The sequence below is a fragment of the Pseudomonas sp. RIT-PI-q genome (assembly GCF_001297125.1).
Taxonomy (GTDB): domain Bacteria; phylum Pseudomonadota; class Gammaproteobacteria; order Pseudomonadales; family Pseudomonadaceae; genus Aquipseudomonas.
Window position 1 is genome coordinate 173107 of the sequence record NZ_LHPC01000039.1, and the last position, 19688, is coordinate 192794.

Genomic DNA, 19688 nt, shown 5'->3' on the forward strand with positions numbered 1-19688 from the left:
GATCCACAAAAAAGCCGCGATCATCTCGCGGCTTTTTTTGTTTTCAGCGTGCGGCTTTTTCCAGCGTCCAGCCCAGTACATCCAAGGCGTCACAGCCGTCCTGGATCAACATGTGTGCAGCGTTGGCGAAATGCTCCAGGTCGTGTCCCTCGGCTTCTTTTACGCACAGGCAGGTGACGCTGTTGAGCAGATTGCGCGCAGCTTTTAGTCGGTGGAGGGCGGTTTCAAGAAGATCGGAAGCGCGTGCTTCGGTGTCGATGTACAGCGTCGGGCCGACGCTGAAGTTGCCTTGGAGCGGGTGGTACTTAGCCATGGGTCAAAACTCCGGATAATTTCGAAAGATTTCATCTGTGGTTCGACTGGCTAAAGTCGATCACCGATTCGTCGGCGACGGACAAACTATAGGCGAGCCTTAAGTGAAGAAAAACCCGGTTTATACGGTTCGGAGACTTCCTACACCTTTCTCGGATATGCCCTCATTCCTTGATTTTTACTCCCGGAAAATCACAGATAACGCAATACCTGTAGGAGCGAGCTTGCTCGCGATGGACCCATAGGCAACGCATTGATCCTGCTTAAACGCCTCATCGTTAACTGAAGTTGTTTGCTTGCAAAACCAATTACTACTTCCCGTCCGATGGCGAAAACACTTTCAACACATACCGACCTATTGCGCGCCCCACGAACATCACTGAAAACCAACAAACACCTCTCTGCTTATCGTCCTTCGATCTAAAAAACTGTCACTTATGACAGTAGATAAAGGGGAACATCTCACCGACTCTATCAGCAGAGGAATGCTGAGAATTTGAGAAGCCTGGATGAATGAATTAACCCGGCTATTCATCGCGTTGCTTCTTCGTTGGCTTACACGCTGGGGCTGCTTGAGTGAAGGCAGCCCGTCTGACCATTTCAATACGGGAAACCCTATATGAACAGAGAAGATCTTGACAAGAAGTTCAATGCAAAGTTACGGAAAGGGGATGTAGCTGCGTCAATGAAACTGAAGCGTTCGGATCGTGAATTCAAATCGTATGAAGTGCATGGCGATGCCATCTCCGAGTTTCGCTACATTAATGCTACATCCGAAGGCGGCTTTTTTATTTTGTTCCTTATCCCGATAGACTGGGGTGTAGACACTTATGATTTGAAATCCCACCCAGAGGTTATTACAGTTGAGCGAGGCCTGACAATGCCACCCGAAACTTCGTGGAAGGCCAAGCGGGGGGAGATATTCATTACAGACAGTAGCAATAACAACTTTACAGGCAAGTTTCATTGTTATGAAGACGAAGAGGATAGGCCTGCATTGCTAGGAGGAACCTTCAAGATCGACTTCACTTCAGCCAAGTAGTCACTTTTTTTGTACAGTCCGCACTCACCCAGGCTGCGCACCCCGCTAACAAAAATGCCCGTATCGCTAGATACGGGCATTTGTCTTTCACGCGAGCTCCATGCCCCTGAATCAGGGCGTCACGGCCGGGCGCCGGGCTCACCCGGTTTCGGTGCCGGGTTATCGAACAGATTCAGACGTTCGCGCAACTCGTGGGCTGGCAAAGGTTCTTTATCCGCCGGCAGCGCATTCGGATCAGCCGGCACTTCACCCGGCCCACCCTGCCCCTGCGTCGGCTCCGGAGCCGGTTCCGCCCCCTGCGAACCTTCGATGGCGCGCTGGGCTTTTTTGGTCAGCACCACGATGTCGATACGACGGTTGACCGGGTTGAACGGGTGCTCGCGATCGAACAACGCCGACGAGGCATAACCGACCACCCGTGCCACCTGCGCATCCGGATAACTGCCGGCCACCAGCGCACGGCGCGCCGCGTTGGCGCGGTTGGCCGAGAGTTCCCAGTTACCAAAATCGCCGGTGCCGGTGTACGGCTTGGCATCGGTGTGGCCGCTGATGCTGATCTTGTTCGGCACCGCTTTGATGGTGTCGGCCATGGCCAGCAGGATGTCTTCGAAATACGGTTTCAGACGCGCACTGCCGGAATCGAACATCGGCCGATTTTCCGCGTCCACGATCTGAATGCGCAAACCGTCCGGGGTGATTTCGAAGAGGATCTGGTCTTTGAATTTCTTCAGTTGCGGGTTCTCTTCGACCTTGTTCTGCAGTTCTTGCAGCAACAGCTCAAGACGTTCTTTCTCGACCTGCTCGGCCATGCCTTCGACCTGTTCGGTGTCGATGGTCACTTTGTCCGGTTGCGGCTGGGATTTCACCTCGGGGTTGAGGGTGTTCTCCGGCGCCAGGGTCGGCGTGCCGCCCAAGTCGATGATGTACGGCGTGCCGCTTTCGGAAAAGCCGACCGGGTCCTTGAAGTAACCGGCGATGGCGATCTTCTGTTCCGGTGTTGCGGTGGACAGCAGCCACAGCACCAGGAAGAACGCCATCATCGCCGTCGCGAAGTCGGCGAAGGCGATTTTCCATGCCCCGCCGTGATGCCCGCCGGCGATGCGCTTGACGCGCTTGATGATTATCGGCTGGTTATTTTCCATAAAGAGTGCTCTGTCTCACAAATACTGTTCCTTTTTGACGGTGCCTGTTGTCGCCATACGGCGTTGCCGCTCCTCGCCATAGCGAGCTATGACTCGTCGCGGCGCCTTGTCTGGCAACAACAGTCACTCGCCAAAAAAGGAACGTATTTGCAAAACAGAGCACTATCGTCCACGAACCGCTTGTTCCAGCTCAGCGAAGCTAGGACGGTGCGCCGGGTACAGCACCTTGCGGCCGAACTCCACCGCCAGCGATGGCGGCATGCCCGAAGCCGAAGCAACCAGCGAGGCCTTGATGGCTTCGTAGACGTTCAGTTCTTCCTTGGCATCGTGGGCCAGGGAATGGGCCAGCGGACCGAAGAAACCGTAGGCTGCGAGAATACCGAAGAACGTACCGACGAGTGCCGCACCGACGTGCAGGCCGATGGATTTCTGGTCGCCTTCACCCAAGGACGCCATGGTCACCACGATACCCAGAACCGCCGCAACAATACCGAAACCGGGCATGGCGTCGGCGATACCGTTCACCGCGTGGGACGGGTGCTCCAGGTCTTCCTTGAGGCTGTAGAGTTCCATGTCGAACAGGCCTTCCAACTCATGAGGAGCCATGTTGCCGGAGGACATGATGCGCAGGTAATCGCAGATGAATGCGGTCATGCGGTCATCTTTCAGAACCGTCGGATACTTGGCGAAAATCGGGCTCGCCGCGGCATCTTCGATATCGCCTTCAATCGCCATCATGCCTTCGCGGCGGCTCTTGTTGAGGATCTCGTAGATCAGGCCCAGCACTTCCAGATAGAACGTGTGGTTGAAGCGCGAACTGAACATGCTCAAGGACTTCTTGAGCACGTGCATGGTCATGTAACCGGGGTTGGCCTGCAGGAATGCGCCGAGCGCCGCGCCACCAATAATCATCACCTCGAAGGGCTGGATCAGGGCGGCAATTTTGCCGTGGGAGAGCACGTATCCGCCGAGCACGCTCGCGAATACGACGATGATGCCGATTATTTTAGCCATAGGTAGGAGAGCACTTACTGAGTCGGGTTCAAGGTCATATTCGGAAGTTAAAAAATCTCTTCTTCTACTTATCGGCAAAACTGCGCCAGACTAAAGCCAGTTCAGGCGAAAAGCCAATTAAGCCCGCTCCGGGCACAGGTAATGCAGACGGTGATCGCGTCCAACCATGGCTAATGAAACGAACGTTCCAACTCCAAAACCGACCACGCTTGAAGGCTGGGTCAAGCTTCTCGATGGCGTGCGCCTGCCGGTTCCGCAAGTCAGTCATGACCGTGTCTGCAAGGCCCTCGCCAACAGTCGCAGCTCGCTGCGGGATATCGCCGAGCTGATGCAGGACAGCCCGGCCCTGGCCTTGAGCGTGATTCGCGAAGCCAACCGGCATACCCACGGCAGCATGACCGAACCGGCGGAAAACCTTGAGGTGGCGATCAATCGCCTCGGTTTGAAACGCACCGAAGAACTGCTTGCCCGCCTGCCCGCCCAGCCTCAGTCCGAGATCCCGGTAGCCCTGCGCCAACTTCAGTTGGTCAGTCAGCACGCGACCCAACAGGCCAACGGTTTTTTCGCCAGTCGCCTGGCGCGGCTGTGGCAGGACATTCATTGGGGCAGCCTGCTGTTTCTTTCGCCGCTCTGGCCGTTGGCATTGACGCATCCGCAATTGCTCGAAGAATGGGAGCTGCGCGTCATCCATAAAGGCGAGTCGGCGCGCAAAGTCGAGAAGCAATTGTTCGGTGCACGCCTGCTGGAAATCGGCCTGGCGCTGGTGGACATCTGGCGCCTGCCGATCTGGGTGCAGCAGGGCTATCGACTGCTGCTCACCGAGCAACGGGAGCTGGTGAAAGTCTTGCGCATCGCGCGCGACAGCGAACATCCGTTGCGCCAGCAAAACCGCCTCGATGACGATCCGACCCTGCGCCGCTGGCTCAATCAACCGGCCAACACCGTGCTGCTGGCCAACGGCCTGGCACTGTCGGCGCAACAGGCCTGGGACTGTCCGCACAGTGAGCGCTGGCAATACCTGACCAGCCTTTACCTGCAAATGCCGATGGACGAGGTGCAGCAGCAGTTACACCAACAAGCCGCGAACAGTGCCCGCCATCACGCCATGCCCGACCTGTGGCACCCGGCGGTGTCGCTGATCTGGCCGTGGGGCGTGAACCGCATCCATGCCGGTTTGCTGCCGGCCCCGGCACCGACCGCCGAAGACCTGGCGAAGTGGCGCAAGCAATGTGCCGAGTTGCTGGTCGAGCCGAGTCGCTTCACCAATGCCATGCACTTGACCACTTCTGCGCGGGACGCTTTGGTCGCGTGCGGCATGCGTCGGGTGATGATTCTGATGGCCGACCGCACTCACGCCAATCTGCGTGTGCACCAGATCGCCGGGCTGCCGAAAGAAACAGCCGGCCTGAATTTCCTGGTCAGCCAGAGCACCGTGCTGCAACGCCTGCTCTCGCAACAGGCACAGGTGCGACTGACACCGGCCAACAATGCGCAATTCTCGGCCCTGTTGCCAGCGAGCCTGCGCTCACAGTTCAGCGGCGAACACCTGCTGTTGCGCTCACTGGTCAATAATGGTCGGGTGATCATGATTGTGGTGGCGGATCAGGGCGGCGGGCCGTTCTCGGAAATCACCGTGCAAGCCTTCGGTAAAACCGCGCAATGCATAGAAAAAGCGCTGCATAGCTTTAGCTCCCGCGGCCAATGAGGCTGCGCTACAATCCTCCCCTTTGTGCTCTGGAGACCTCACATGTCTGACTTCTCTGGCTTGCCGCTGGTCATCGAGCCGAGCGACTTGCTCCCGCGTCTCGACGCCCGCGAACTGATTCTGGTAGACCTGACCAGCAGCGCCCGCTATGCCGAAGGGCATCTTCCCGGTGCGCGCTTTGTCGATCCAAAGCGCACTCAGCTGGGTCAGGCGCCTGCGCCAGGCCTGCTGCCGACCCACGCCGCGCTTGAAACATTGTTCGGCGAGCTGGGGCACAACCCCGATGCGGTCTACGTCGTTTATGACGACGAAGGTGGCGGTTGGGCCGGGCGCTTTATCTGGCTTCTGGATGTCATCGGCCACAGCAAGTACCACTATGTCGACGGTGGCTTGAAGGCCTGGCTGGCAGAAGGCTTGCCCATGTCGATCCAGATCCCGCCAGCAGTCGGCGGCCCGGTCGCCCTGACGTTGCACGACGAGCCCACCGCGACCCGCGAGTACCTGCAATGCCGTCTCGGCGCCGCCGACCTGGCAATCTGGGATGCCCGCGGGCCGCTGGAATACTCCGGCGAGAAAGTCCTGGCCGCCAAGGCCGGACACATCCCGGGCGCCGTGAACTTCGAATGGACCGCAGGCATGGATCAGACGCGCAATTTGCGCATCCGCACCGACATGCCACAAATCCTCGAACAACTCGGCATCACCAAAGACAAAGAAGTGATTACCCACTGCCAGACTCACCATCGTTCTGGCTTCACCTATCTGGTGGCCAAATCCCTCGGTTATCCGCGGGTCAAAGGCTACGCCGGTTCCTGGGGCGAATGGGGCAACCATCCCGATACGCCCGTAGAGATTTAAGGTTTTTAAGGACAGTTAATGAATAAGCGTTTGTTTATCCTCAGCCAATACTTGCTGCCCCATCACCTGCTGTCGCGACTGGCCGGCTGCATTGCCGAATGCCGCGTGCGCTGGTTCAAGAATGCCTTCACCGCCTGGTTCGCCAAGCGTTATCAGGTGGACATGTCCCAGGCGCTGGTCGAAGACCTGACAGCTTACGAGCACTTCAATGCGTTCTTCACCCGCGCACTGAAAGACGGCGCTCGCCCGCTGGACGAAACGCCGGGCGCGATCCTCAGCCCGGCCGACGGTGCAGTCAGCCAGCTCGGTCCGATCGAGCACGGTCGCGTGTTCCAGGCCAAGGGCCACAGCTTCAGCGTGCTGGAACTGCTCGGCGGTGACGCAGCCAATGCCGCGCCGTTCATGGGCGGCGACTTCGCAACTATTTACCTGTCGCCGAAGGATTATCACCGCGTGCACATGCCATTGGCCGGCACCCTGCGCGAGATGGTCTACATCCCCGGCCGGATCTTCTCGGTCAACCAGACCACCGCTGAAAACGTCCCGGAACTGTTTGCCCGCAACGAGCGTGTGGCGTGCATTTTCGACACCGAGCGCGGGCCGATGGCCGTGGTGCTGGTGGGCGCGATGATCGTGGCATCGATCGAAACGGTCTGGGCCGGCTTGGTGACACCGCCGAAACGCGAGCTGAAAACCTTCCGTTACGACGAAGCAGCCCGCGCACCGATCCATCTGGAGAAAGGCGCAGAGCTGGGTCGCTTCAAGCTGGGTTCGACTGCGGTCGTGCTGTTTGGCCCGGATCAGGTCAAGTGGGCTGAAGAACTCGCGGCCGGTTCGCCGGTGCAGATGGGCCAGGGCATGGGTCTGCCAAAAGCCTGATAGACCCTCGATTACCCCTGTAGGAGCGAGCTCGCTCGCGATGAACCAGAGAACTCCGCGGGCCATCAGGCTTGCCGCGTTATCGTTGACGACCATCGCGAGCAAGCTCGCTCCTACAGAGGGCAAATTGCCATGCCCCAGCCCCAGGTCATAGCTGCTACAGTCAGGTCATTCACTGCCCATTTCCCGGTTGGAGTTTGTCCACGGCATGAATGAAACCAGTCCCCACCTGCTGCTACGCGCCCCGCTCCCGACGCAGTTGCGTCTGTCGTTCTGTGAGCCCACCCCGCGCGACCTCAAGCGCTGGATCGCCAATCTGCCCAAAGCCAATATTGGCGAAACCGCTCGCCAGTTGTATCAAGGCTTGAGCGAACTCAATCAATTGCTCACACCCAGCGATAACCGCCTGCAACTGCTCGAACTGCTGCGGCCCGAGGTGTATTACGTCTGCAAACACCTGGAACGGCATTTTCTGCATCAGGCGATTGTCCTCGACGAGCGCTCCCGCAAGATCGCCAACCTCTGCCAGGCGCTGCAAAGTCACTTAGCGATTGGCTACAAGCAGATTGTCGTGCGCATCACCCCGCGCTTCACCAAGGACCGTGCGCCGCTGCTGGCCCAAGCGCTGCAACGGGCGATCCATTGCCTTAACGGCCCGCTGATTCGCGCGACCGAACTCTATTGCCCGGTGCCGGAAGGCCTGTGGCTGGAACTGCATCAGCTGTATCGGATCGCCTGCACGCACCGGCTCCAGCACCTGAGCCTGCGTGACGAACTGGCCAGCCAGACGCAAAACCTGAGCATCGAACAGACTTACGTGGTCGCCTTGTTGCTGGGAGCCTCTCGCTGCAACCAACTGCGCCAGAACCAGATCGCCCGGCTGGCCGAGGTGCTGGAGCCCTGGAGCAAATGGATCAAGCTGCAACCGGGCAAGCCGGCTGATGGACTGTTTGCCGTGGCGCCGGACCTCGATAGCGGGCCGCGTTACCGCACCAAGTTTCGGGCCGAGCAGCAGGAGAGCTTGCTGGGGATCGATCCGCAGCCGCTGGTCGCCGCCATCGAAGCGCATCTGCAAAAAACCGACGATTCTTCGCCACTGCCAGTACCGGCGGGACTGAGCGTGGACACCCTGCAACATCTGCATGCCGCCTGGGGCCAGGCCGCCGAGCGCGGCTTCCAGCGCACCGCCAGTGAAGGCAATTTGACCCTGTGCGTGGGCATGAGCGCGCTGCATTTTTACCTGGGTGGCCAACGTTCGTTCAGCGATATCCTGAAAACCCCCAGCGTGCGCCCCGCGCAGTTCTCGGCGACAGCGCCTGCGGGCCGGGAAAAAGATCAATGGCACCATGCTTTTGACGCTGCGCCCCATGGCAACGTAAGTACGCTGCTGCCCTACGAAGAGATCGAGTACGCGCCGCTTCAGAACGATGACAGCCATGAGGCATCCGATCGCAATCGACACTTTGCAAAGTATGCCCTGCCGGTAATCAATCACAGCCCCGGAGGTTATTGCCTGGCTTGGCCCGGCGCAGTGCCTGCCGAGTTACAGGCAGGCGAGATGGTCGGCATCGAAGATTGCGCCGGTCAGGGCTGGAGCATCGCGGTGGTGCGCTGGATCCGTCAGGTCCGTGGTGGCGGTACGCAAATGGGTATCGAACAGGTCGCGCCTTACGCCGAGCCTTGCGGCCTGCAACGGGTGCGCACCCGTGAAGACCATAGCCATTACCTGCGCGGCCTGTTGCTGCCAGCCATCAGTGCGATCGACCTGCCGGCCACCCTGCTCGCCCCTCGGCTGCCGTTCGAGGAAGGCAACAAGGTGATCATCAACACCAATGGTGAGGAACGCCGGGCCGGGCTGGATCGGCGGGGGGCGAGCACCAACAGCTTCCATCAGTTTGCCCACCGCGAACTCGACAACGCGCGCGGCGCGGCGGGGGCTGAGGATGACGTTGATTCGTTGTGGAAGTCGCTTTGAGGGTGAGTCTTTAAAACCGCGGCGCCCCCTTCCCGGGCAAGCCCGCTCCCACAGTGATCGCTGTGTGTGACAAATAGTGTGCACACCGAAAATCCATGTGGGAGCGGGCTTGCCCGCGATGAGGCCCTCTGAGACAGCCGAGAAATCAGAGCTGCCCGTCGCGATCCCGGAAGCCCAGCAGATACAGCACGCCATCCAGCCCAAGGGTGGAAATCGCCTGCTTCGCCGACTGTTTGACCAGCGGCTTGGCACGGAACGCCACGCCCAGCCCGGCAATCGCCAGCATCGGCAGGTCGTTGGCGCCGTCGCCCACCGCGATGGTCTGCTCCAGACGCAAACCTTCCTTATGGGCCAGTTCCTTCAGCAGATCCGCCTTGCGCTGCGCATCGACAATCGGCTCGACCGCTACGCCCGTCACCTTGCCGTCGACCACTTCCAGTTCGTTGGCGAACACGTAATCGATGCCCAACTTGGCCTGCAATTGCTTGGCGAAGTAGGTGAAGCCGCCGGACAGGATGGCGGTCTTGTAGCCCAGACGCTTGAGTTCGGCGAACAGGGTTTCAGCGCCTTCGGTCAGGCGCAGCGAGGCGCCGATCGAATCCAGCACGCTGACGTCCAGCCCTTTAAGCAAGGCCAGGCGCTCCTTGAAGCTGGCGCGGAAGTCCAGCTCACCGGCCATTGCCCGCTCAGTGATTTCAGACACCTGGTCGCCCACGCCAGCCGCCTTGGCCAGTTCGTCGATGACTTCGGCTTCAATCAGCGTCGAGTCCATGTCGAACACCGCCAGACGGCGGTTACGGCGGAACAGCGAATCTTCCTGGAAGGCGATATCGACGTTCAGTTCCTGCGCAACACTGAGGAATTCGGCCCGCAGCGCCTGCGGGTCAGCCGCCTCGCCCCGCACGGAAAACTCGATGCAGCCCTTGCCTTGATCGGCCGGGGTGTCCAGCGGCATGCGCCCGGACAATCGATCGATATGGTCGATGTTCAGGCCATATTTGGCGGTAATCGAGCTCACGGCCTGCAATTGCCCGGCGGTCACTTTGCGGGTCAGCAGGGTCACGATGTGGCGTTTTTTACCCTGATTGCCGACCCACTGCTGGTAATCCTCTTCGGACACCGGCGTGAAACGCACCTGTTGATCGAGCTTGTACGCCGTAAACAGGATGTCCTTGAGCACCGACTTGCCTTGCTCGGTGTCAGGTATTTCAACCAGGATGCCGAACGACAGCGTGTCGTGGATGACCGCCTGACCGATGTCGAGAATGTTCACACCACCCTGGGCCAGAACGCCGGTAATGGCCGCAGTCAGACCCGGACGGTCGACTCCCGTGATGTTTATCAGGACGATTTCGCGCAAGGCGCACCCCCGCAGGTGGAAAAAAACCGCATTCTACCCACTTTCAGTGACCATCGGGCACCGTGAGCGCTTTGCCGGTCTAGGGCCTGTCGCTATACTGCGCGTCAACTTCACGGACAAAAGAGCCGAGCTCAAGTGAACCGGCCCACGCCAGTAAAAACCGATAACTTCTTTCTGCTGATCTTCCGTGCACTGCGCCACCGCCGTGTACCGATTGCATTACGCATTGCCAGCCATAACGTGATCCTGGTCGCTCTGGCCCTGGTGATCTATGCCTGTGTGATGGGTTTGCAGTTCAAGCAGGCCATGCACGAGCAGGCGGATGCCCTGGGCGAGAGCCTGACCACGCAGACCGCCACGTCGGCCACGGAGCTGTTGGTGTCCAACGACATCCTCAGCCTCAACGTGTTGCTCAACAACCTGACCAAAAACAAGTTGGTGGCCCACGCCGCCATCTATAGCGTGGATAACCGCATCCTCGCCGAAGCCGGTCAGCGCCCCAAGCATAGCCTGCTGGGTGAAGCCGAAGGCATGTACCAGAGCAAGATCACCTTCCAGGACGTGACCGCCGGGCAACTGCGCATCAGCCTGGACATGGATCAGTTCCAGCAGCCGATGACCATCAGCCTGCAAAGCATGGGCATTCTCAGCGCGATTCTGTTGGCCTTGTCGCTGGCCTTGAGCCTGCGCCTGGGTCGGCACATCTCCACGCCGCTGCTGCAATTGCGCGTGTGGCTGCGCAATATCGACGAATACACCCCGGGCACCGAGCGTCAGGATGAGATCGGCGACCTGGCTCGCCAGCTGCACGCCAACTTCGCGCCTGAGCCGGCCGAGCCTGAGCCGGAGCCTGAACCCGAGTTCGAAGACGTCGACGATACCGATCCGGCCTTCGAAGTGCGTAACCTGCGGGATCCGAGCTTCGATGAAAGCAAGCCTGTGGCCGGCCTCAAGCCTGCGCCCCGGCACATTGTCAGCACCGTTGAAGACGATGACGACGATGAAGATCCGTTTGCCGATCTTCGCGATGACTCGGCCGTTACCGCGCCGAAACCGGCCGCCAAACCGGTCGTCTCGAACGTGCCACAGCACAGCGCGGTCCTGGCCGTGCAGCTGGGCGCTCAGGATCAGCTGCGTCGCCTGCCCCGCACGCGCCTGGAAGAACTGCTCAAACGCTATCGCGATTGCCTCGACCAGGCCGCCTCGCTCTACCAAAGTGAGCTGCACACCCTGAACGATGGCAGCACGCTGATGCTGTTCCACACCGAAGACAGTGGCGACGACTACCTGACCAACGCCATTTGCTGCGGCGAGTTACTGCGGGCGCTGGGCCATCAGTTGCAGATCGAAGTCGCCGACAGCGGCATCACCCTGCAATTGCAACTGGGCCTGACCCTGGGCGACGAGTTGTTCGGCCTGAGCCAGATCGATCTGCTGCTGACCGAGGCCGCTCAAGACGCACTGGCGCTGTCGCAACACAGCCGCAACCTGCTGCTGGTGGAGCGCAAGATCGGTGACGACGCGCTGATCCGCCAACGTGCGCGGATCCGCCCGATCGCCAGCCCTGAAGGCGCTTGCTGCGTGGAACGGCTGATGGAGCCTTACCCGTCGATGCTCGAGCGGCAACTGGCGCGGATGCACGAACGCCGGGCGTAATCGCCTCGATATGAAAAAGCCCGCAGACGAGTGATTGTCTGCGGGCTTTTTGTTGCCTGTGCCGATGCCTTCGCTGGCAAGCCAGCTCCTACAGGTTATATGCCATACGTACATCGCCCTGTAGGAGCTGGCTTGCCAGCGAAGAGGCCATCAGCAACGCTAAAGAACCCCAACCCGCAGAAACAACAAAGCCCGCATCAATGCAGGCTTTTTTGATGTCCAGGCCGACGCCTTCGCTGGCAAGCCAGCTCCTACAGGTTATATGCCATACGTACATCGCCCTGTAGGAGCTGGCTTGCCCGCGAAGAGGCCATCAGCAGCGATAAAGGTCTAACCCGCAGAAACAACAAAGCCCGCATCAATGCGGGCTTTGCTTCGATTCAATCCAGGCTTAGAACCTGAACACTTCCATATCGGTCCGGATCGGCGAGGCCATCGGGATCTTCGGTTGCTTTTCTGCTTCCGCTGCCGGCGCTGCCGGTTTGGCTGCCGGTTTACGTGGGGCTTCGGCAATCGGCGGCTGATTCGCCAGTGGCTTCAGCGCCACCGACAATTGCTCGGCCAGACGCTGCAGCAATACACCCTGCGCCTGAACCTGAGCCGCCGTACCGCCAGCGTGTTGTTCCTGCAGATGAATGATGCGGTTATCACGCACCTGGCCACGGCGGTCAATCAGACGCCATTGCGCATCAAGGATCGCCGGTTGCGATTCACCCGAATCCAGCCGCGTGATGGTCAGCAATACCTGAACATCCGGCGTGAAACCCAATGTCGCAGGCGCCAGCACCACTCGTTGGCTGTCCAGATGACCCGCTACCTGACGCAGCAACAGCTGATCGATGTCCGAAGACAGGCTACCCGCCCAACGACCGTCCGTCGACGCTTGCAGGCTGCCATCCGGTTGACGCTGCAACAGCGTTTCACGTTGCAGATAATCGGCTACCGTTACAGGACCCAACAATACCGCCATGCCCGCGCTTTGCGCAGGCTGAACCGGACTTCCGCTGTCCAGTTGATACAGCGACACCGGCTGGTGAACGCTGCAACCCGCCAGGCCAAGTACGCCGGCGAGCATCAAAATAAAAGGAAGGCGCAGAGCAGTCATCGTCCCGTCCAGGTGGTTGCCACAAGGCTAACCACAGTGAAAATACTCAATAAATATGAAGAACGCTCGGCCACGCCGGCGCTTGAAAGGCCATATCATCCGTGAATATGCGTTCCGACTCCAGCGCCAAAGTGTCGATCTACGCGTTAAATCGTAGATCGAGCGCTCTGGGACGCCTAATTGAGGTTTTCGACGAGCAGCGCATCTACCCGCTGAAAGCCACGTGGCAGTTTGTTACCACGACGCCCACGCTCACCTTTGTAGTGTTCGAGGTCGTCTGCTTTCAGTGACAAGGTACGTTTCCCGGCCTGCAGCACCAAAGTGGCACCCTCCGGCAGTACGGCGATGTCCGTGACATATTCTTCGCGACTGGCCACACGTTCACCGTTGATCCCGATGATCTTGTTGCCTTTGCCCTTACCTAATTGTGGCAGATCGCTGATCTTGAAGATCAGCAGGCGACCTTCGGTGGTCACCGAGGCCAGCCAATTGTTCTCACGATCCATGACCGGGCGCGGAAGAATAACCTTCGAGTTGTTCGGCAGGCTCAACAACGCCTTGCCCGCCTTGTTCTTGGCTTGCAGGTCTTCACCCTTGACCACGAAGCCGTAACCGGCGTCGGAGGCGATCACGTACAGCGAATCGTCTTCCGGCATCAGCACGCATTCGAAGCTCGCCCCGGGTGGCGGAGTCAGACGACCGGTCAGCGGCTCGCCCTGGCCACGGGCCGATGGCAGCGTGTGCGCGGCCACCGAGTAGCTGCGACCGGTGGAGTCGATAAACACCGCAAACTGGTTGGAGCGTCCCGCCGACAAGGCCTTGAAACCATCCCCGGCCTTGTAGGACAGACCAGTGGCGTCGATCTCGTGGCCCTTGGCCGAACGAACCCAACCTTTTTCCGACAGAACGACGGTCACTTTCTCGTTAGGCAGCAGATCGTGCTCGGTCAGCGCCTTGGCCTCGGCGCGCTCGACGATTGGCGAGCGACGGTCATCGCCGTAGGTTTCGGCGTCCTTGATCAGCTCGGTGCGCACCAGTTTTTTCAGCTTGGCTTCGCTGCTCAGCAGCGCTTGCAGCTTGGCCTGTTCCTTGAGCAGTTCATCCTGCTCGGCCCGCAGCTTCATTTCTTCCAGTCGCGCCAACTGACGCAAACGGGTGTCGAGAATGTAGTCGGCCTGGATTTCGCTGAGGGCAAAACGCTCGATCAGCGCGGCTTTCGGGTGTTCCTCGGTACGGATGATATGAATCACTTCATCCAGGTTGAGGTAGGCGATCAACAAACCATCCAACAGGTGCAGGCGACGCTCGACCTTGTCCAGACGGAATTGCAGACGACGACGCACGGTCTGAACCCGGAACTCCAGCCATTCCACCAGCAGCGCCCGCAGGTTCTTCAGTTGCGGCTTGCCGTCCAGACCAATGATGTTGATGTTGACCCGGTAGCTCGACTCCAGCTCGGTGCTGGCGAACAGGTGAGTCATCAACGCGTCGTGGTCGAAATTCTTCCGAACGCCCGGAATAATCACGATCCGGCACGGGTTTTCGTGGTCGGATTCGTCGCGCAGGTCAGCGATCTGTGGCGCTTTGGACGGCTTGGCCTGCATCATCGCCGCGATCTGCTCCAGCACCTTGGCCCCGGAGACTTGATGCGGCAACGCGGTGACGATGATGTCGCCGTCTTCGATGTGGTACACGGCGCGCATGCGCACCGAGCCCTTGCCGGTTTCGTACATTTTCAGCAGATCGGCGCGCGGTGTGATGATTTCCGCTTCGGTCGGGTAATCCGGGCCCTGGATGTGTTCACAGAGCTGTTCGACCGTGGCTTTGGGCTCATCGAGCAAGCGCACGCAGGCTGTCGCGACTTCGCGCAGGTTGTGCGGCGGCACGTCGGTGGCCATGCCCACGGCGATACCGGTGGTGCCATTGAGCAGGATGTTCGGCAAACGCGCCGGCAACACCAGCGGCTCGTCGAGTGTGCCGTCGAAGTTAGGGCCCCAGTCCGCCGTGCCCTGACCCAGTTCGCTGAGCAGCACTTCGGAATAACGCGACAGCCGCGCTTCGGTGTAACGCATGGCGGCGAAGGACTTGGGATCATCCGGCGCACCCCAGTTACCCTGGCCGTCGACCAGCGTGTAGCGATAGCTGAACGGTTGGGCCATCAGGACCATGGCTTCGTAGCAGGCCGAATCGCCGTGCGGGTGAAACTTGCCGAGCACGTCACCGACGGTACGCGCCGATTTCTTGTGCTTGGAATCAGCGTCCAGCCCCAACTCGCTCATCGCATAGATGATGCGCCGCTGTACCGGTTTCAGGCCGTCGCCGATATGCGGCAAGGCACGGTCCATGATCACGTACATGGAGTAGTTGAGGTAGGCATTTTCGGTGAAGTCAGCCAGTGACCGGCGCTCTACACCGTCCAGGCTGAGATCAAGGGAGTCGCTCATGCGGGCCTCATTGGTTCGTTGTCTGGCGCAGCAGCATGGTGCCACCGCGCTGGGTAAATTCAAGTTTGTTCAGTGCGCTCATCCCGAGCAGCACCTGATTGCCATTCAAGCCTGGCGCGACGAGGGCGCGGACATCACGCAACACAATGTCGCCCAGTTGCAGCCGGTCGATGCGGGTTCGGTAACCCTGGCTCAGACCGTTGGCCGTGCTCAGGGTCACCCCGAAGCCTTTTTCCAGTTTCAGCCGTTCGGCTATTTCCGCCGGGATCGACACATCGGTCGCCCCGGTATCGAGCATGAAATCCACCGGCTGGCCGTTGATATGGCCACTGGCGACAAAATGACCCTGCGAGTTGCTGGCCAGTTTCACCTCGATAAAACCTTCACCCTGCTCCGAACTGATGACGGTATTGGGGTTCTGCTGACGCGCTTCCCACTGACCGAAAAACCGCGTCGCCAGAAACAGCGCGGCGCACCACGCCAGCACCATGAACACCCGACCGGCGCGCTTGCCAGGTGTTTGCTGACTCACGGCTTGGCACTCCAGCCACCTTCAGGCGCGGCGAAGCGCCAGACGATCGGGCGGACTTCACCATCGGCGCGGGCACCGGTGTTGTTGTCGATACCGATCCAGGCACCGTCGGCGTCCACGACAAGCGCTTCTTCCAGGCCAAAGGCCTGTGGATAACGCCGATTTTCCTGCAGTGCCTCGGCGGCGTATGACCAGCAGCGCTCGACCTTGGCCGTCTGCGCGTCACGGCGGCAAATCTGGTAGACGTTGCGTTCAAGGGTAAACAACTTGCCGTTGAACAATGACAGATCGGCGAAATCCTTGGGCAGTGCCCTGGCCCTGGGAAATTGTGCAGGCTGCATTTCCTTCCCGGCCTCGCTCAGCAGCACGCAGCCGCCATCGCAGTCCCAGACCGTTTGCTGGCGCTTGATCAGCAGCAACCCACGGCTCTCGCGCTCGGCGGCCAGCCATATTTTGTCGCCTTCGGGGTTGATCGCCAGGCCTTCGAACAACGCATTGAAGCGCAGCAACATGCCACTGGCCCGAGCTTCACGAACCATGATCGGCGAGATTTTCAGCCAGGAGGCCGGCCCCGTGGGCGGCACTTTCAGCACCGCCGCATGGGCCTCGCTGACAATGTAGCGATTGCCGGCGCTGTCGCAGGTGATGCCTTCGAAATCCAGATCGCCGCCACGCACGAACGATGCCGCCCAGGCCCGCGAACGCAAACCCCAGGGCAAACCGCTGTCAGGCACTGCAGGCACACCGATGCCCACGGTTTCGGCTTGCCAGACCGTGTCGCGGGTATCGAGGCGGTAGATCTGATCGTCATCGCGATCGGAAACCGTCCACAGGTCCTTGCCACACTGGGCCAGCCCCGACAGGTTGCCGCCGCGCATGCCGTCGACGGGATGCTCGGACAACAGGCGCAGTTCCGGGGCCGGTTCGGCAAACGCCGCAACCGGGGTCAGAAGTAACGCACACGCCAGGGCAAAGCCAACCCGCATCAGCCAAGAACCTCGGCCAGGTTGCCTTTGGATTCGAGCCAGGATTTACGATCGCCGGCGCGTTTCTTCGCCAGCAACATGTCCATCATTTCCGAGGTTGCTTCGAAATCATCCAGCGTCAGTTGCACCAGGCGCCGAGTGTTCGGGTCCATGGTGGTTTCGCGCAATTGCGGCGGGTTCATTTCACCCAGACCTTTGAATCGGGTGGCCTGCGGCTTGCCGCGTTTCTTCTCGGCCACCAGGCGATCGAGGATGCCATCGCGCTCGGCTTCGTCGAGGGCGTAGTAGATTTCTTTGCCGAGGTCGATGCGGTACAGCGGCGGCATCGCGACGTAGACGTGACCGGCATCCACCAACGGGCGGAAATGCTGGACGAACAACGCGCAGAGCAAGGTGGCGATGTGCAGACCGTCGGAGTCGGCGTCGGCGAGGATGCAGATCTTGCCGTAGCGCAGCTGGGCGATGTCCGCCGAGCCCGGATCGACACCGATGGCCACGGCGATGTTGTGCACTTCCTGGCTGGCCAGCACTTCGCTGCCGTCGACTTCCCAAGTGTTCAGAATCTTGCCGCGCAACGGCAGGATCGCCTGGAACTCCTTGTCCCGCGCCTGCTTGGCCGAACCGCCGGCGGAATCACCTTCGACCAGGAACAGCTCGGAACGCATCGGGTCCTGCCCGGCGCAGTCGGCGAGCTTGCCCGGCAACGCAGGACCGGCCGTGATGCGTTTGCGCTCGACTTTCTTACTGGCCTTCAGGCGACGGCCGGCGTTGTTGATCGCCAGTTCCGCCAGCTGCATACCCAATTCAGGGTGAGCGTTGAGCCACAGGCTGAACGCATCCTTGACCACACCGGACACGAAGGCCGCCGCTTCGCGCGAAGACAGGCGTTCCTTGGTCTGGCCGGAGAATTGCGGCTCTTGCATCTTCATCGACAGCACGAAAGCAATGCGTTCCCAGACGTCTTCCGGGGCCAGCTTCACGCCGCGTGGCAGCAGGCTGCGGAATTCGCAGAACTCGCGCATCGCGTCGAGCAAGCCCTGACGCAGACCGTTGACGTGAGTACCGCCCTGCGCGGTCGGGATCAGGTTGACGTAGCTTTCCTGGACACTGTCGCCGCCCTCGGGCAACCACAGCAGCGCCCAATCAACGGCTTCTTTATTACCGGCCAGGCTGCCGCAGAACGGCTCGTCGGGCAGGCGTTCGAATTCGCTGACCGCGTCTACCAGGTAGGAGCGCAAGCCGTCTTCGTAATGCCATTCGACTTTCTCGCCGGTGGCCTTGTCTTCAAAGCTGACCAGCAGCCCCGGGCACAGAACGGCCTTGGCCTTGAGCACGTGCTTGAGGCGGCTGATGGAGAATTTCGGCGAATCGAAGTACTTTGGGTCCGGGGCAAAGAACACGCTGGTGCCGGTGTTGCGCTTGCCGACGGTGCCGATCACTTCCAGTTCGGTTTTCTTGTAACCGTCACCGAAAGTCATCTGGTATTCGTTGCCGTCACGCTTTACGCGCACCCGGACTTCGGTCGACAAGGCGTTGACCACGGAAATACCCACCCCGTGCAAACCGCCGGAGAACTGGTAGTTCTTGTTGGAAAACTTGCCACCCGCGTGCAGTTTGGTGAGGATCAGCTCGACGCCCGAAACGCCCTCTTCCGGGTGAATGTCCACCGGCATGCCACGGCCGTCATCACTGACTTCCAGGGAGTGATCGGCGTGCAGGATGACCTGCACCGAGGTTGCATGCCCGGCCAAGGCTTCGTCGACGCTGTTGTCGATGACTTCCTGGGCGAGGTGGTTCGGCCGACTGGTGTCGGTGTACATGCCGGGGCGTTTGCGCACCGGGTCGAGGCCCGAGAGGACTTCGATGGCGTCTGCGTTATAAGAGCTAGCGCTGGGAGTGGCCATGGGGTCTCGTCGTCAGTGTTCGTTGAAATAGGGGGCGATGAGTCACAGTGCTGTGAAATCGATCGCCTGATACAAATCTGCGCCGATGCCGGCAAAACTCAACATGGCCGGCAATTGTTCGGCAAAGCCCTGGAAACTATGGTCGCCGCCGGCCTGGATGCGCAAGGCACAGGCCCGGTAATACTGCTGGGCGAGGCGGTAATCCAGCGTTTCGTCACCCGTCTGCAACCACACCTGATAGCGCTGCGGGTCCTGGGGCGCCGGCACTTCCAGCTCGGCCAGGGCCGTCACGTGGTCGTGGGTCAATTCCCAGGCTTCATCGGTATACAGGTTTTTCTGCGTCCCCAGATACCCGTCGAACATCCGGTGCGGACTGACGGCAGGATTGACCAACAGGGCCTTGAGGCCATGGCGCTCGGCCAAGTGAGTCGCATAGTAGCCGCCGAGTGAGCTGCCGACCAGCAGCGGCCGCCCCAGCTCCTCAATCGCCCGTTCCAGCTGACCGATGGCCTGTCGAGGATGATGGTGCAAGGCCGGGACACGCAGTTGATCGCCCAAACCCAGCTGCTCCATCACCTGCACCAACAGCGTGGCCTTCTTTGAGGCGGGAGCGCTGTTGAAACCGTGGATATAAAGGATCGAACCGGACATTTGAACTCCCTGCGCGTCGGGTAAAGAGACGGAGTTTACAGGGTGGCGGGGGAATCGGGGATATCCGCGAAATTCATGTCGCCTGAGCGGACGCCATCGCGGGCAAGCCCGCTCCCACAAGGT

16 protein-coding genes are annotated in these 19688 nt (G+C 60.1%); 6 read left to right on the plus strand and 10 right to left on the minus strand.

From position 1 onward, the window contains the following. Nucleotides 1-43: 43 nt before the first annotated feature. Nucleotides 44-313 (minus strand): hypothetical protein, encoded by a 270-nt coding sequence (locus tag AEQ67_RS21450; RefSeq protein ID WP_059405825.1) that lies wholly within the window; start codon nucleotides 311-313, stop codon nucleotides 44-46. A 618-nt stretch (nucleotides 314-931) separates the two neighbouring features. Between AEQ67_RS21450 and AEQ67_RS21455 the strand changes: the two genes are divergently transcribed. Continuing rightward, complete coding sequence (locus AEQ67_RS21455) at nucleotides 932-1354, plus strand: hypothetical protein (RefSeq protein ID WP_059405826.1); 423 nt, start codon at nucleotides 932-934, stop codon at nucleotides 1352-1354. 119 nt (nucleotides 1355-1473) lie between these two features. Here the strand turns inward: AEQ67_RS21455 and motB are convergent, their stop codons facing one another. After that, complete coding sequence (gene motB, locus AEQ67_RS21460) at nucleotides 1474-2496, minus strand: flagellar motor protein MotB (RefSeq protein ID WP_059405827.1); 1023 nt, start codon at nucleotides 2494-2496, stop codon at nucleotides 1474-1476. A gap of 162 nt (nucleotides 2497-2658) precedes the next feature. Further along, nucleotides 2659-3510, minus strand: coding sequence for a flagellar motor stator protein MotA (gene motA, locus AEQ67_RS21465; protein WP_059405828.1), 852 nt, complete (start codon nucleotides 3508-3510; stop codon nucleotides 2659-2661). A 166-nt stretch (nucleotides 3511-3676) separates the two neighbouring features. Here motA and AEQ67_RS21470 point away from each other — a divergent pair, with 166 nt between their 5' ends. The 4 genes from AEQ67_RS21470 (at nucleotide 3677) to AEQ67_RS21485 (ending at nucleotide 8927) form a co-directional block, all read left to right on the plus strand. Then, the gene (locus tag AEQ67_RS21470) at nucleotides 3677-5215 is read left to right on the plus strand and encodes an HDOD domain-containing protein (protein WP_059405829.1); all 1539 of its coding nucleotides are present in this window, start codon (nucleotides 3677-3679) and stop codon (nucleotides 5213-5215) included. Between the two features lie 42 nt (nucleotides 5216-5257). Beyond that, a complete protein-coding gene (locus tag AEQ67_RS21475; RefSeq protein ID WP_059405830.1) occupies nucleotides 5258-6073 on the plus strand; it encodes a rhodanese-like domain-containing protein in 816 nt (271 codons plus the stop codon). A gap of 18 nt (nucleotides 6074-6091) precedes the next feature. Next, nucleotides 6092-6952: an archaetidylserine decarboxylase gene (asd, locus tag AEQ67_RS21480; protein WP_027922000.1), complete on the plus strand. Its 861-nt coding sequence runs from the start codon at nucleotides 6092-6094 to the stop codon at nucleotides 6950-6952. Between the two features lie 208 nt (nucleotides 6953-7160). Beyond that, nucleotides 7161-8927, plus strand: a complete 1767-nt coding sequence (locus AEQ67_RS21485; protein WP_059405831.1) for a hypothetical protein — start codon at nucleotides 7161-7163, stop codon at nucleotides 8925-8927. A gap of 145 nt (nucleotides 8928-9072) precedes the next feature. Here the strand turns inward: AEQ67_RS21485 and serB are convergent, their stop codons facing one another. Next, complete coding sequence (gene serB / locus AEQ67_RS21490; RefSeq protein WP_059405832.1) at nucleotides 9073-10287, minus strand: phosphoserine phosphatase SerB; 1215 nt, start codon at nucleotides 10285-10287, stop codon at nucleotides 9073-9075. Nucleotides 10288-10422: 135 nt separating this feature from the next. Here serB and AEQ67_RS21495 point away from each other — a divergent pair, with 135 nt between their 5' ends. Then, a complete protein-coding gene (locus tag AEQ67_RS21495; RefSeq protein WP_059405833.1) occupies nucleotides 10423-11943 on the plus strand; it encodes an AhpA/YtjB family protein in 1521 nt (506 codons plus the stop codon). A gap of 391 nt (nucleotides 11944-12334) precedes the next feature. Here AEQ67_RS21495 and AEQ67_RS21500 read toward each other — a convergent pair whose 3' ends face one another. From AEQ67_RS21500 to AEQ67_RS21525, 6 genes are all read right to left on the minus strand, one after another. Then, entirely contained in the window at nucleotides 12335-13048 is a 714-nt protein-coding gene (locus AEQ67_RS21500; protein WP_059405834.1) for a PqiC family protein, read from the minus strand. A gap of 176 nt (nucleotides 13049-13224) precedes the next feature. Continuing rightward, nucleotides 13225-15492, minus strand: coding sequence for a DNA topoisomerase IV subunit A (parC, locus tag AEQ67_RS21505; protein WP_059405835.1), 2268 nt, complete (start codon nucleotides 15490-15492; stop codon nucleotides 13225-13227). 7 nt (nucleotides 15493-15499) lie between these two features. Continuing rightward, nucleotides 15500-16024 carry a retropepsin-like aspartic protease family protein gene (locus AEQ67_RS21510; RefSeq protein ID WP_059405836.1) on the minus strand — a complete coding sequence of 175 codons (525 nt, stop codon included), beginning with the start codon at nucleotides 16022-16024 and terminating at the stop codon, nucleotides 15500-15502. Next, nucleotides 16021-17010: an esterase-like activity of phytase family protein gene (locus AEQ67_RS21515; protein ID WP_059405837.1), complete on the minus strand. Its 990-nt coding sequence runs from the start codon at nucleotides 17008-17010 to the stop codon at nucleotides 16021-16023. The genes AEQ67_RS21510 and AEQ67_RS21515 overlap by 4 nt, the downstream gene beginning before the upstream one ends. After that, nucleotides 17010-18914, minus strand: coding sequence for a DNA topoisomerase IV subunit B (gene parE / locus AEQ67_RS21520; RefSeq protein ID WP_059405838.1), 1905 nt, complete (start codon nucleotides 18912-18914; stop codon nucleotides 17010-17012). Before parE ends, AEQ67_RS21515 begins: the two co-directional genes overlap by 1 nt. Nucleotides 18915-18956: 42 nt before the next feature. Next, nucleotides 18957-19565, minus strand: coding sequence for a YqiA/YcfP family alpha/beta fold hydrolase (locus tag AEQ67_RS21525; RefSeq protein ID WP_059405839.1), 609 nt, complete (start codon nucleotides 19563-19565; stop codon nucleotides 18957-18959). Nucleotides 19566-19688 lie beyond the last annotated feature (123 nt).

Coding starts and splice junctions, on each gene's coding strand:
- motA (WP_059405828.1), bottom strand. CDS start 3,510: ATGGCTAAAATAATCGGCATCATCGTCGTATTCGCGAGCGTGCTCGGC.
- AEQ67_RS21525 (WP_059405839.1), bottom strand. CDS start 19,565: ATGTCCGGTTCGATCCTTTATATCCACGGTTTCAACAGCGCTCCCGCC.
- AEQ67_RS21515 (WP_059405837.1), bottom strand. CDS start 17,010: ATGCGGGTTGGCTTTGCCCTGGCGTGTGCGTTACTTCTGACCCCGGTT.
- AEQ67_RS21500 (WP_059405834.1), bottom strand. CDS start 13,048: ATGACTGCTCTGCGCCTTCCTTTTATTTTGATGCTCGCCGGCGTACTT.
- parC (WP_059405835.1), bottom strand. CDS start 15,492: ATGAGCGACTCCCTTGATCTCAGCCTGGACGGTGTAGAGCGCCGGTCA.
- AEQ67_RS21475 (WP_059405830.1), top strand. CDS start 5,258: ATGTCTGACTTCTCTGGCTTGCCGCTGGTCATCGAGCCGAGCGACTTG.
- asd (WP_027922000.1), top strand. CDS start 6,092: ATGAATAAGCGTTTGTTTATCCTCAGCCAATACTTGCTGCCCCATCAC.
- AEQ67_RS21450 (WP_059405825.1), bottom strand. CDS start 313: ATGGCTAAGTACCACCCGCTCCAAGGCAACTTCAGCGTCGGCCCGACG.
- AEQ67_RS21470 (WP_059405829.1), top strand. CDS start 3,677: ATGGCTAATGAAACGAACGTTCCAACTCCAAAACCGACCACGCTTGAA.
- AEQ67_RS21485 (WP_059405831.1), top strand. CDS start 7,161: ATGAATGAAACCAGTCCCCACCTGCTGCTACGCGCCCCGCTCCCGACG.
- AEQ67_RS21455 (WP_059405826.1), top strand. CDS start 932: ATGAACAGAGAAGATCTTGACAAGAAGTTCAATGCAAAGTTACGGAAA.
- motB (WP_059405827.1), bottom strand. CDS start 2,496: ATGGAAAATAACCAGCCGATAATCATCAAGCGCGTCAAGCGCATCGCC.
- parE (WP_059405838.1), bottom strand. CDS start 18,914: ATGGCCACTCCCAGCGCTAGCTCTTATAACGCAGACGCCATCGAAGTC.